This is a genomic window from Aeribacillus sp. FSL K6-8394, from assembly GCF_038008865.1.
In the GTDB taxonomy this organism is placed as follows: Bacteria; Bacillota; Bacilli; order Bacillales; family Aeribacillaceae; genus Aeribacillus; species Aeribacillus composti.
Map to the genome: position 1 here is coordinate 860,350 of NZ_JBBPAA010000001.1, position 12,223 is coordinate 872,572.

14 protein-coding genes are annotated in these 12,223 nt (G+C 39.4%); 13 read left to right on the plus strand and 1 reads right to left on the minus strand.

The window, feature by feature from the left end:
* Nucleotides 1-4 precede the first annotated feature (4 nt).
* Together NSR00_RS03925 and NSR00_RS03930 are read left to right on the plus strand one after the other, a co-directional pair.
* Nucleotides 5-1,147, plus strand: a complete 1,143-nt coding sequence (locus NSR00_RS03925) for a sensor histidine kinase (RefSeq protein ID WP_327847664.1) — start codon at nt 5-7, stop codon at nt 1,145-1,147.
* Nucleotides 1,144-1,743: a response regulator transcription factor gene (locus NSR00_RS03930; RefSeq protein ID WP_340787146.1), complete on the plus strand. Its 600-nt coding sequence runs from the start codon at nt 1,144-1,146 to the stop codon at nt 1,741-1,743. Before NSR00_RS03925 ends, NSR00_RS03930 begins: the two co-directional genes overlap by 4 nt.
* A gap of 403 nt (nt 1,744-2,146) precedes the next feature.
* On the opposite strand, the gene NSR00_RS03935 is transcribed toward NSR00_RS03930, so the two are convergent.
* The gene (locus NSR00_RS03935; protein WP_340787149.1) at nt 2,147-3,286 is read right to left on the minus strand and encodes an MFS transporter; all 1,140 of its coding nucleotides are present in this window, start codon (nt 3,284-3,286) and stop codon (nt 2,147-2,149) included.
* Nucleotides 3,287-3,427: 141 nt separating this feature from the next.
* Here NSR00_RS03935 and NSR00_RS03940 point away from each other — a divergent pair, with 141 nt between their 5' ends.
* From NSR00_RS03940 to NSR00_RS03990, 11 genes are all read left to right on the plus strand, one after another.
* Nucleotides 3,428-4,345: a LysR family transcriptional regulator gene (locus NSR00_RS03940; RefSeq protein ID WP_144598005.1), complete on the plus strand. Its 918-nt coding sequence runs from the start codon at nt 3,428-3,430 to the stop codon at nt 4,343-4,345.
* Between the two features lie 519 nt (nt 4,346-4,864).
* Nucleotides 4,865-5,254 (plus strand): DsrE/DsrF/DrsH-like family protein, encoded by a 390-nt coding sequence (locus tag NSR00_RS03945; protein ID WP_144598006.1) that lies wholly within the window; start codon nt 4,865-4,867, stop codon nt 5,252-5,254.
* Nucleotides 5,255-5,492: 238 nt separating this feature from the next.
* On the plus strand, nt 5,493-6,623 hold the full coding sequence (locus NSR00_RS03950) for an MBL fold metallo-hydrolase (protein ID WP_144598007.1): 1,131 nt from the start codon (nt 5,493-5,495) through the stop codon (nt 6,621-6,623).
* Between the two features lie 225 nt (nt 6,624-6,848).
* Nucleotides 6,849-7,244, plus strand: a complete 396-nt coding sequence (locus NSR00_RS03955) for a sulfurtransferase (protein WP_240326745.1) — start codon at nt 6,849-6,851, stop codon at nt 7,242-7,244.
* Nucleotides 7,211-7,471 carry a metal-sensitive transcriptional regulator gene (locus NSR00_RS03960; protein WP_063389517.1) on the plus strand — a complete coding sequence of 87 codons (261 nt, stop codon included), beginning with the start codon at nt 7,211-7,213 and terminating at the stop codon, nt 7,469-7,471. The genes NSR00_RS03955 and NSR00_RS03960 overlap by 34 nt, the downstream gene beginning before the upstream one ends.
* A gap of 96 nt (nt 7,472-7,567) precedes the next feature.
* Nucleotides 7,568-7,795 carry a sulfurtransferase TusA family protein gene (locus tag NSR00_RS03965; protein ID WP_340787152.1) on the plus strand — a complete coding sequence of 76 codons (228 nt, stop codon included), beginning with the start codon at nt 7,568-7,570 and terminating at the stop codon, nt 7,793-7,795.
* 53 nt (nt 7,796-7,848) lie between these two features.
* Entirely contained in the window at nt 7,849-8,331 is a 483-nt protein-coding gene (locus NSR00_RS03970) for a DsrE/DsrF/DrsH-like family protein (RefSeq protein WP_340787154.1), read from the plus strand.
* Between the two features lie 10 nt (nt 8,332-8,341).
* Nucleotides 8,342-8,707 (plus strand): rhodanese-like domain-containing protein, encoded by a 366-nt coding sequence (locus NSR00_RS03975; protein WP_144598008.1) that lies wholly within the window; start codon nt 8,342-8,344, stop codon nt 8,705-8,707.
* A gap of 305 nt (nt 8,708-9,012) precedes the next feature.
* On the plus strand, nt 9,013-9,573 hold the full coding sequence (locus tag NSR00_RS03980; RefSeq protein WP_144598009.1) for a sulfurtransferase TusA family protein: 561 nt from the start codon (nt 9,013-9,015) through the stop codon (nt 9,571-9,573).
* Nucleotides 9,574-9,912: 339 nt separating this feature from the next.
* Nucleotides 9,913-10,695: a sulfite exporter TauE/SafE family protein gene (locus tag NSR00_RS03985; RefSeq protein ID WP_066246726.1), complete on the plus strand. Its 783-nt coding sequence runs from the start codon at nt 9,913-9,915 to the stop codon at nt 10,693-10,695.
* A 795-nt stretch (nt 10,696-11,490) separates the two neighbouring features.
* On the plus strand, nt 11,491-11,793 hold the full coding sequence (locus tag NSR00_RS03990; RefSeq protein WP_063389511.1) for an ArsR/SmtB family transcription factor: 303 nt from the start codon (nt 11,491-11,493) through the stop codon (nt 11,791-11,793).
* Nucleotides 11,794-12,223: the final 430 nt, after the last annotated feature.

Here is a 12,223-nt window from a genome sequence, read left to right on the forward strand (position 1 = left end):
GACCATGCAAAAAAAGTATATGATCTTAGAGAAATTCTCGGGAATTACTCCTTATATATGGAGCGTTTTTAGCATATTGCCGTTTTATTTTATTTTTCAATCTTCCTCCACTAAGGAAATCATTGCAGGGATCGTGCTGACACTTATATTTTTCTTTGTATATCGTTTAGCTTTTATTTCAAAGAAGTGGCCTGTCTACTTGTGGACATCAATTTTAATTGGGATTTCTATCACGATGACGATCCTTTTCCAATTTATCTATTTTGCTTTTTATATTGCTTACTATAACGGTCATATCAAAAACCGCATTGCTTTTTTAATATTGTACATCATTCACTTAGCTGCAACGACCATCTCGATCAACTATAACGTGGTTCTACAGGAAAAGTTATTTTTAAAGCAATTGCCATTTGTCATCATCATTTGGATTAGCGTCATCCTTCTTCCATTCAACATTTATAATCGAAAAAAGCAAGGGCAGCTCGAAGAACAGCTCCAAGATGCCAACAAAAGAATTTCCGAGCTCGTGAAACAGGAGGAGCGCCAGCGAATTGCCCGCGATCTTCATGATGCGTTAGGCCAGAAGCTGTCCCTCATCGGTCTAAAAAGCGATTTGGCTAGAAAATTAATTTACAAAGACCCTGAACAAGCCCGCAGCGAATTAAAAGACGTTCAGCAAACGGCCAGAACTGCATTGAATGAAGTAAGGAAAATAGTTTCACAAATGCGCGGGGTTCGATTGAAAGAGGAAATCATACATATAAAACAACTACTCCAAGCTGCTGAAATCAAGTTGGTAAGTAATGAAGAAGAATTCACACTATCAAACGTATCCCCGTTTATTGAGAACATTTTAAGTATGTGTTTGAAAGAAGCAGTAACAAATGTCGTCAAGCATAGCAAAGCTTTCACTTGCCGGATTGCCATTCAGCAATCTTGGAACGAAATATGTATGACGGTGCAAGACGACGGAATTGGCATTAAGGAGGAACGGGATCTTGCAAAAGGAAATGGACTGATCGGAATAAAAGAACGTTTGGAGTTTGTAAACGGCAGTCTGGATATTTATTCGGAAAAAGGGACTACATTAATCATGAAAATACCGAATGTAGTAAAGCAGACCGTTAAGGAGGGACTGAAATCATGATTCGAATTGTCATAGCTGAAGACCAGCGTATGATGCTCGGCGCCTTAGGAACATTGCTCAATCTGGAAGAGGATATGGAAGTGGTGGGGCAGGCGACTAACGGAGAAGAAGCTGTTTCTCTTGTGAAGCAATATCAGCCTGATGTTTGCATCATGGATATCGAAATGCCCAAAAAAAGTGGACTTGAGGCAGCTGAAGAGCTGAAAGATCTGGAATGTAAAGTGATCATTTTAACAACGTTTGCCCGTGCCGGTTATTTTCAACGGGCCTTAAAAGCTCGTGTAAGCGGCTATTTATTGAAAGACAGCCCGAGTGAGGAGCTGGCAAGCTCGATTCGAAGCATCATGGCAGGCAGGCGAATCTATGCACCAGAACTAATGGATGATGTATACAGTGAAGAAAATCCTCTCACGGAACGGGAAAAAGAAATATTAGAACTTGTAGCCGATGGGAAAAACACAAAAAAAATCGCGGACGAACTGAAACTAAAAACAGGCACGGTCCGAAATTATATTTCAACGATTTTGGAAAAGCTTGAAGTAACGAACCGGATCGAAGCGATTAAACAATCTAAAGAAAGGGGATGGTTTAAATAGACATAAGAAAAATTGTTTTTTCGCAACTAAATCAAAACATCATAAGAGACGGAACCGAAATCTTGCAGGCGAACAAAATGAACAGTTATTAATACCTTTCCCAAAAACACGATAAGTTCCTCAATATATTTCGTGGAACGATGAGATTCAGGTTCCGCCTGCCAATAAATTCACGTATCATATTTATTCTGGTTAAGCCGATAGCGGCACCCTGTTTGTTTGAATTTATATTTTTCTAGAGAAAATGATAATTATATGATTCTCGTTATACCATTTATGAGTTTTCAAGCATCGCGGGCCAAACAATCGCTTTGTGAGAGCCTGTGTGCGTCATGCTTCTCGGTATACGAATTAAAGAATTGTTTTTTATAGATAAGTTTATTTCTTAAGTTCTGATATGCGCTTACTTTTTTTTACTGAACATAATCAAACATTGTACTAGTAAAGCCGCCAAAACTAGACAACTGGCAGCAAACGGAAGGGAGGAAGGAGTTAATCCGGCAAGCAACACAATCCCTCCAAGAGCAGAACCTACCGCACTTCCTAAATAATTAGCGGAACTGTTTAAAGCGACAACAGCAGCGCCGTGATTAGGCTGCAAACGTAGCAGTTCATGTTGTTGCGGGGCTTGCGAAGCCCAGCCCATCGCCCCCCATAGAACAAAAGGCAAAAAGGATAGGATCGGAAAAGGGAGTGCAAATGGTATGCAGAACATAGCGAAAGCCATGATGGTTAAAATGCCGGCCATAAGCATTTTCGGTCTTGCTGTCCGGTCAATGAAATACCCAACGGAAAAGCTCCCGATGACGCCCCCAATGCCCCATGCCCACAAATAAGGTGCAAGGCTGGGGGTGTCTTTTAAGTTATCCAAAATGGTTGAAATATACGTATAGAGTCCCAAGCTGGCAATGCTTGTTATAAAAGTTACGCTGATGATTGCGGCAACTCGTCCTTTTGCCATCATGGCAAAACGTTGCTGCAGCGATGGCGGTGCCGAAGCAGGAAAGTCTGGAAACGAGATGATAATCCCGATCATAGCGACAAAACCTAGTGCAGTGATGAACCAAAGAGTTGTTTGCCAATCTAAATGTTCAGCAATGAACAATCCAAGGGGAACACCAGCAACTGTTCCCGTGCTCATGCCGCCAAGCGTTATGCCAAGAGCTCGGCCGCGCATCTGTCCGGGAACAAGGGATGCGGCAGCAGCTGCTGCCAACGGAGAATAGAGACCGGCTCCGATGCCCGCAATTGCACGAGCCATCAACAGCGTGGAAAAAGTCGGCGCTAATGCGCTGGCTCCATTGCCTATTGAGAATACGGCAAGTGCCAGCACTAAAATGTTGCGCATAGGTTTACCAGCCAATATTGTCGCAAAAACCGGAGCCGCCAGTGCATAGCAAAAGGTAAAGATACTTACTGCCTGACCTGCTTGTGAAGCGCTAATTTTAAACGTTTCTTCCATTTTCGGCAGCAAACCGGAGATGACATAGGCATCAAACCCGAGTGCGAACATTCCTATCGTGAGCAGAAGAACTTTCCTCATCATAACCTCCAGTTTCACTAAATCTTTTCATATGAAAAAATTGTTCTTTATTTTCACTTTACAAAACGAACTTTAATATGTCTAATATATATTTAAATCATTATTAATATGTTAAAAATATTAAAAAGGAGAGGCATTACGTTGGAACTTCGCCATTTGAAATATTTCATCACAGTCGCAGAAGAATTGCATTTTGGCAAAGCTGCTGCCCGCTTAAATATAGCGCAGCCGCCATTAAGTCAGCAAATTCGCCAATTAGAGGAAGAAATAGGTGTGCCGCTTTTCCAGCGGTCGAAAAGAAAGGTAGAGCTGACGAAAGAAGGAGAGGTGTTTTTGGAAAAAGCTTATCAAATTTTGAAGAATGTAGAGGAAGCTGTCGAAACAGTAAAAATGGTAAACCGTGGAGAAGCCGGGCAAATAGTGATCGGTTTTATCGCCTCAGCTGCCTATGATCTTCTTCCTGTTATTTTAGAGCACTATCGAAAACAATACCCAAATATTCATATCGATTTGCAACAGTTGACGACAAGAGAGCAATTGAAAGCTTTGCAAAAAGGCCTTATTGATATAGGAATACTTTGCCATCCTTTCAACATACAAAATGACAGCATTCAGGTCGAAGTCATTCGACAAGAACGAATGGTGCTAGCATTGCCAAAGGATCATCCGTTAGCTGCCAAAACCTCGCCGATTCAACTGGAAGATTTAGCAAACGATCCATTCATTTTAACAGGAAGAAAGGCGAATCAAACTCATTATGATGCAGTAATGAATTGTTGTTATCATGCGGGATTCCATCCGAAGGTAGTACAAGAAACGCAAGAATTGCCTACTGTCTTATCTCTTGTTTCCTCAGGAATGGGTGTGGCGATCGTACCGGCTTCTATCCAACGGGTATTAAATAATAATGTAGTCTATCGTGACATTCAGAATAATCCAATTACCACTACAACGGCCTTTGCGTGGAAAAGCGGCAATTTATCTCCAACTGTCCATGCATTTCTCGATTTCATGAAAAAGTCTGTCATCCCACTTTTTCATGGATATGACATTTCTTAGATCCCTTGCGGCTAATTGGGGAAAGCATGCTTTTTTTAAGTCCAAAGAGAACATAAAAAAGCGGCAAATTGTTTCCTTTCCTGCTCCTATAGTAGACAAAGGTCCGCAAAACGGGACTATTGGCGAAAATAGGTTTCAGTCATGCAGTGAGGATTTACAATGTCAACTCGGCTTACCTTCCATTTGAGCGGAAAGTGGTTGTTTCTTTCGATGGGGTTCCAACATCTTTTTCCTTTTTAGAAAATGGGGCAGGAATGTTTCAAGAAAAAGAGATTTTAGCGCCCAAAAGGTTGGAACAATTGGTAAATTCTATTTTTACATAAAGATCATTGTAGGCAAAAGAGATGGGAGAATTCTACCATTATCAATTATGAGAACAATACGGCAAAATGAAGGAAGTGATGAAATCAAAAATTAAAAAGCGTTGACTTTTAGAGAGATTTTAAGTAGTATTAAAACTATAAATACCCATACAGGTATATGTAAAACAAGAAACTAAAAATACAGGAGGAATGAATGATGAAAGTTGCGATCATTGCAGCAAACGGTAGTTTATTTGATGCGTACAAGGTATTTAATATTGCCACTGCGGCAGCGGCAACAGAAGCGGAGGTAGGGATTTTCTTTACTTTTGAAGGATTGAACCTTATTCACAAAGAAGAGCATAAGCATTTGCCGATACCGGAAGGGAAAGAACGCTTTCAAGAAGGTTTTCAAAAAGCGAACGTACCATCGATTGAAGAACTTGTCCAAATGGCTCAAGAATTTGGTGTGAAATTGATTGCCTGTCAAATGACAATGGATGTTATGGGGCTGGATAAGGAACATTTCATTGATGGCATTGATGTTGCCGGTGCAGCAACATTTTTAAACTTTGCCAAAGATGCGGACATTACATTAGCGTTTTAAACAGTGAAAAAGCAATAAAAAAGTAACCGTGTATACAACAACATGCCCATGTTGTTAAATCATTTTCTGTTGGAACAAGGCATTTCGCTTAAAGAGGTAAATGGCAACGCGATCCTGCCGTAGCCTAAAAACTAGTTGAAACAATTGGACAATTGGTGTGCGGCAAACAGAAATGAGGGCCGATGGGGGTTAGGTTTTGACCCGGTATTACAACATTAGATAGGAGGAAGAAGGGAATATGTCTGTAAAAACTATGACTGTAAAAGAAATTGCAAACAAAATCATCCAAGGGGAAGACTTGTTTATTGTCGATGTCCGCAATCCAGAAGAGTTTGCCGATTGGAGAATCGAAGGAAAGAACGTACAAGTTATGAACATTCCTTATTTTGAGGTTCTTGATGGTGTGGATCCATTCCTCGAACAATTGCCGAAAGAGAAAGAAAACGAAATTTATGTGGTTTGCGCCAAAGGCGGATCTTCGCTATTTGTTGCTGAGCAACTTGAACAAGCAGGGTTTTCTCATGTATATTCCATTGAAGGCGGCATGAAAGCGTGGAGCGAGCATTTAGAACCAGTCAAAATCGCCGAGCTGAAAAACGGCGGTGCCATTTACCAATTTGTCCGTCTTGGGAAAGGCTGCCTTTCCTATTTGATCGAATCAAACGGAGAAGGCGCGCTCATTGACACAAATCGCATGACCGATGTATACATTCAGTTTGCGAAGGAACGCGGGATTGTCATTAAACATGTAATCGACACCCATTTGCATGCCGACCATATTTCCGGCGGCCGCAAGCTGGCTGAACAACTTGGAGCGATATACTATTTGCCGCCGAAAGATGCAAAAGAAGTGACCTTTCCCTATGCACCCATTCAAGATGGGGGTCGTATTCAGGTCGGCCATACAGTGATCGAAGCTCTGTATTCACCGGGACATACAATTGGCAGCACTTCGTTTATTGTAGATGACCAATTTTTATTAACTGGAGATATTTTATTTATCGATTCGATCGGTCGTCCGGATTTGGCTGGAAAAGCGCAGGATTGGGTGGGGGATTTGCGCAAGACATTATATGAGCGCTATAAACAATTAGCAGATGACCTGTTGGTTTTGCCTGCACATTTTATGGTACCGGGTGAAATGAATGACGATGGTAGTGTTGGTACTACATTAGGTATGTTGTACGCAAAAAATCATGGTCTCAATATCGCGAGCGAAGAAGAGTTTCGAAAAACGGTGACGGAAAACTTGCCTCCGCAACCGAATGCTTATCAGGAAATTCGGCAAACAAATATGGGAAAGCTTCATCCAAATGAAGAGCAGCAGCGCGAGATGGAAATCGGTCCAAACCGTTGCGCAGTCCGGTAATGATTAAAAAAGGGAGACTTGAGTCATTCATGCCGAGTCTCCTTTTTCTCCCTCCGCAAATATTTTTTAAATTAAGTAAAGGGGAAGGCTATATTGATAACTAACAAGTAAAGACAATGCCTCTGTTCCAAAAATTTGTTTAGAAAAATAAATCGGTTGATTATATACTTATACATGTATATAATTGTTCATAAATAAAAACAATGAATGAGGTGGAAAGAAGAATTGGAAGGAATACTGCTTTTGGCTTTATTTATTTTGTTATCAATATCTGTCTATCGGCGGTATTATCCAGTAAGAGGAGTTCCGTGTGTTGACTACCGCGATGAAAGTATAAATTCTTTAACGATTCTAGATCTTCGTGATTACAACGAAAAAACAAATCATTATCCCATTGCGAATTCCTTTCACATACCGTTTGCTTATTTAAAACGGCATGTTTATGAAATTCCTGATAAACCAATCCATGTGATTGCAAGTGATGAAGTAGGAAAAAATTTAGGCATTCGCTTTTTGCGCAGCCGCGGTTTTAAAGTGAAGAGCTATTCAATGGCCGATTGTCCTTGCAAAGAAAGGAGAAATGCCAAATGGAATACAGCAAAGAAATCAAAAACCGCCTAAAACGAATTGAAGGACAAGTAAAAGGGATTATTGGTATGATGGAACAAGAAAAGGACTGCAAAAGCGTGATTTCTCAACTTTCTGCTGCACGAAACGCTATTGATCGCACTATTGCCGTTATTGTAAGTTCCAATTTAGAGCAATGTATCCGTGAAAGCTTAGAAAATGGAGAAAAAACGGAACACCTAGTAAAAGAAGCTGTAGAGCTGTTGGTAAAAAGTCGTTAAAAATTTGTCAACTTTTCTTTGAAAAGTTGACAGATTTTTTTACCCCTATTAATATACATATAGGGGTAATGGTAATATTAAAGGAGGTCATTGACAATGAATGCAGATAAAGTATTAGACGCAAAGGGTTTTGCATGCCCAATGCCAGTCGTAAGAGCAAAAAAAGCAATTGATGAGTTAGAAGCTGGTCAAGTTTTAGAGGTGCATACAACGGATAAAGGTTCCAAAAGCGATTTGACCGCTTGGGCAAAGGTAAGTGGACATACGGTTGTTAATATGAAAGAAGAAAATGGCGTTTTTACGTTTTGGATCAAAAAGGGATAATTTTCGCTATCTTTATACCCATATGAGTATTTTGAGGAGAAGGTGGAAACAAAGTGACGGAGCAAAAGAAAAAAACAACGATCATCTTGTTTAGCGGTGACTATGATAAGGCGATGGCAGCGTATATTATCGCGAACGGCGCTGCTGCCTATGACCATAAGGTTACAATTTTTCATACGTTCTGGGGGCTTAACGCATTGCGTAAAGATTCGACAGTTCCGGTGAAAAAAGGATTATTAGAAAAAATGTTTGCGAAAATGATGCCGCGTGGTGCTGACCGCATGGGACTGTCGCGGATGAACTTTGGCGGAATAGGACCGAAGTTAATTAAGCGGGTGATAAAAAAACATAATGCTGTGCCGCTACCGCAATTAATCGATATGGCAAAGGAACAAGGAATAAAGCTGGTTGCTTGCCAAATGACAGTCGATCTTTTAGGACTCCAACAGGATGAATTAATAGACGGCATCGAATTTGCAGGGGTTGCTGCGTATTTAGCAGATGCTTCTGAAGGAAATGTCAATTTGTTTATTTAAGGTGGGGTCTATGGTTCAAACCATTATTAATATTGGTCTAGTTCTATTGGTGATATGGTTCGTTGTCAATCGGTTTCTGCCCATAAAAGGAGTGCGAATCATATCTGTAGTGCAATTAAAGAAGGAATTACGAAAAAAAGATGTTCATTACATTGACGTACGCACACCTATTGAGTTTCATACGAATCATATTCCTGGTTTTAAAAATATTCCGCTTCACGAGCTTCCAAAACGAGTTCATGAACTATCAAAAGATAAAGAAGTTATTGTGATTTGTCAAAGTGGAATGAGAAGCGCCAAAGCAAGCAAATTATTAAAGAAATTAGGATTTCAGCGTGTAACCAATGTAAAAGGCGGCATGAACTCTTGGTCATAAAGGTTGCTATGAAACAACTATTCTGCTAAAGAAATTTGAGGCGTTGTTCCATAAAAGGAAAACATTCAATGTTATTGATGTTCATGAACTAGAAGAAGTCGATTTAGGAAAATTTCTAGTTCCATAAATATTACGCCCTGACTGTTTAAGTTTCTAAGAATGAACTAGATACAGAAAAAGAAAATACTCTCGCCTGCTGTCTGAAGGAAAAAGCAGACGAGCCGAAAACTATCGGAAAGTTGCGGAAATTAATGCATAAATAAGAAGATCCTGTAGAATAGTTCCCATTTAAGGAGGAGAAAGTCATGATTCAAGTAGATATGACAATAGACGCTAAAGGGTTGTCTTGTCCGATGCCGATTGTCAAAGCGAAAAAAGCGATTCATAAGTTGCAGCCTGGACAAGTACTGGAGGTACAAGCAACAGACAAAGGATCGAAAGCGGATATGAAAGCATGGGCAGAAAGAACTGGACATCACTATCTCGGTACAATTGAAGAAGAAGGGATATTAAAGCACTATATTCGTAGAGCAAGTGAGAGCGAGGCAAAGAATGAAGCGAAATTCCCCCATGTTATTCGCAATGAAGAATTAGCAGACAAAATAAATGATCCGTCAATTATCATTTTAGATGTCCGTGAACCGGCAGAGTTTGCATTTGGGCATATTCCTGGTGCCGTGTCAATTCCTCTTGGAGAATTGGAGGAACGGATCAAGGAACTCCCGCAAGATAAGACCATTTATGTCGTCTGCCGCACGGGAACGCGCAGTAGTTTGGCAGCCCAGAAATTAGCAGAAAAAGGGTTTTCAAACGTATGGAATATTGTCCCCGGTATGTCAGAATGGAATGGATCGCTTGAACAATGATTGAACAGTTGGTTATCAATATACAAATATATGATAAAGGTACAAAAAATCTTTAAACAACAAAAAAACATTTTTATAGTATACATGCGAACTATTTTGCAATTGGAAAATGAAAGGCGAAATTTCTCAATATTGAATTGTTCCTTATTGTGAATTAATCGATGGTTCATTGCATTGGGACGAAAATTCATTTATCGCCTTGGGCATCAAGCAATAGGCATACGATGATGAAAAAGAAGAACATGATCGGTCATTTTCGAATTAAAAAGGATAATTCACTTACTAGCGGGGTGCATATACGCACCCCGATTTTAACAACATCAAAGGAGTAGTATATCAATGGAAATAACGTTCAATTTTATTATCGTAATGTTTCTTATTGGCTTTATCGGTTCCTTCCTTTCCGGTATGGTTGGGATTGGCGGTTCCATTATTAAATATCCGATGCTTCTTTACCTGCCCCCGCTTTTTGGGCTTGCCGAGTTCAGCGCCCATGAAGTATCGGGAATTAGTGCCGTCCAAGTATTTTTTACGACGATTGGCGGTGTTTTAGTCTATCGGAAAGGTGGATACTTAAATAAGTCGTTAATTTTTTATATGGGGAGCAGTATTTTAATTGGAAGTTTCATTGGCGGATACGTTTCTAGGATGATGAGTGAAGGAAGCATTAATCTTGTATACGGCATTTTAGCAGCATTTGCTGTTTTGATGATGTTCGTGCCAAATAAAGGGATTGATGATATTCCATTGGGCATGGTGAGCTTCAATAAATGGCTGGCAGCTTCGCTTTCATTTTTGATCGGAATTGGATCAGGAATCGTCGGAGCGGCAGGAGCTTTTCTATTAGTGCCGATTATGCTTTCTGTTCTAAAAATTCCAACGAAAATGACGATTGCCTCCTCATTAGCGATCACGTTTATTTCCTCAATCGGATCGACATTTGCAAAAATCACAACGGGCCAAGTTGAATTCATTCCTGCAATAATTATGGTCATTGCAAGTTTGATTGCATCTCCTTTAGGTGCAAAAGCAGGACAAAAAATGAGCACAAAAGTACTCCGCGTAATTTTAGCTGTCTTAATTTTAGCGACGGCAGCGAAAATTTGGATCGATATTTTTTAAGCCGTCAGTGAAAAAACTTTCATGTGTGATTCGAAAAAACGAATCAAGATGTATAATAATTATGGCGTATCATTTATTGGTTTTAAAGTTAGGAAAACAAAGAGAGAATATTTGGAGCTCTTACTTGGATGATAAGGATGCTATAGTGATCAAGTGTATGATGAAAACAAACATGAACTATATGCAATGATTCGCCTGATCATGCAATGGTGTTCAGCGCGCTTTCACCACAATCTAAAAACAATTTCGCTCTGCAAGTGTGTCTGAAAAGGATTTTGCCCGCATTCAATATAGCTGTCTTTCGCTTATAGAAGGAACAATGAATTTGTTTTTACGATCATCCGGATCAAAGATTCAACAGTTCATCTTTGATTGGCTGCTCTGAAAACATGTTTATAAGGTTGTGTTTGAACATGAAGCGCTGAGGAGGCTGATTGACTGTTCAAGAATCAAGTTGATTATAATTGTATGTAATTTTATTATCAGGGCTTTACAGAAAATAAAGCAGTTTATTGCTAAAAGACTTGGATTTTGCTTTTATGGTTGGGCTTCGTGTATTATTGAATTAATAATAAAATTATTACGTTTTAGGGGCTAATGATCACTGCCACGCTGTCAACAATCAGAGCTAGTCGTCAAGGTATTGTAGATTTGTTGGTTATATGCTAATCTATCCATGCAAGAGTGATCAACCTTCGTTTTAGGATTGTCGTTGTTTGTGTTTTTATTGTCTGTTAATGCAAATTTTATTCCGCTGTTGTTTTGAAATATAAGTATTGTCAATTGGAGGTAGCAATGGAACTTTTAGAAGTGTTTAAAGCCTTGTCAAATGAAACGAGGCTGCAAATCGTACAATGGCTCAAGAATCCGGAAGCTCACTTTCCCAAACCGCAGCACGGTGATATACACGAAGATGGAGTATGTGTGAGCGATATCCATAAAAAAGTTGGACTGTCACAATCTACTGTATCCCATTATTTATCGATGCTGCAAAATGCCGGATTAATAAAGGCAAAACGTGTTGGGCAATGGACTTATTATAAAAGGGATGAAGAGAACATCAAAAAATTAAATGAATTATTATCAAGGGATTTATAGGCCTAATTTTTTAATTGTTGCTTTTGGCTTGAATCCCTTTTTATTTTGTTTTATTATATTTATAGATTCAGATATCGAGAATTATCAATTTATAATTATTTATATCGATGATTCTAGATATTTAAATAAATAAAAAATATACTCCAACAAATTTTCGGGTTTTATGAAACCGCTTTTTTGTAATCGTTATCAATTTTTGAGCGGTTGAAATGCTTCTTCTTTGTCAAAAAGCAAAAGTATTGGAAGAAGGAGTTTTGCATATTGGTGGCGACATCAGATTAGATCGTCGTTCGATAAAGTGGTCATGACAAGAATCAGTGATGTCAAACTGCTAGCATTTGAGGAGGTGAGGGCAGAAACACAAAAAATGATGCTTGTTCAAGCGAACAAAATTGAAATAGTGTCATTTGAGATCATGACAATATGAATC

Coding starts and splice junctions, on each gene's coding strand:
- NSR00_RS03980 (WP_144598009.1), top strand. CDS start 9,013: ATGATTCAAGTAGATATGACAATAGACGCTAAAGGGTTGTCTTGTCCG.
- NSR00_RS03960 (WP_063389517.1), top strand. CDS start 7,211: ATGGAATACAGCAAAGAAATCAAAAACCGCCTAAAACGAATTGAAGGA.
- NSR00_RS03975 (WP_144598008.1), top strand. CDS start 8,342: ATGGTTCAAACCATTATTAATATTGGTCTAGTTCTATTGGTGATATGG.
- NSR00_RS03925 (WP_327847664.1), top strand. CDS start 5: ATGCAAAAAAAGTATATGATCTTAGAGAAATTCTCGGGAATTACTCCT.
- NSR00_RS03935 (WP_340787149.1), bottom strand. CDS start 3,286: ATGAGGAAAGTTCTTCTGCTCACGATAGGAATGTTCGCACTCGGGTTT.
- NSR00_RS03965 (WP_340787152.1), top strand. CDS start 7,568: ATGAATGCAGATAAAGTATTAGACGCAAAGGGTTTTGCATGCCCAATG.
- NSR00_RS03990 (WP_063389511.1), top strand. CDS start 11,491: ATGGAACTTTTAGAAGTGTTTAAAGCCTTGTCAAATGAAACGAGGCTG.
- NSR00_RS03945 (WP_144598006.1), top strand. CDS start 4,865: ATGAAAGTTGCGATCATTGCAGCAAACGGTAGTTTATTTGATGCGTAC.
- NSR00_RS03930 (WP_340787146.1), top strand. CDS start 1,144: ATGATTCGAATTGTCATAGCTGAAGACCAGCGTATGATGCTCGGCGCC.
- NSR00_RS03985 (WP_066246726.1), top strand. CDS start 9,913: ATGGAAATAACGTTCAATTTTATTATCGTAATGTTTCTTATTGGCTTT.
- NSR00_RS03950 (WP_144598007.1), top strand. CDS start 5,493: ATGTCTGTAAAAACTATGACTGTAAAAGAAATTGCAAACAAAATCATC.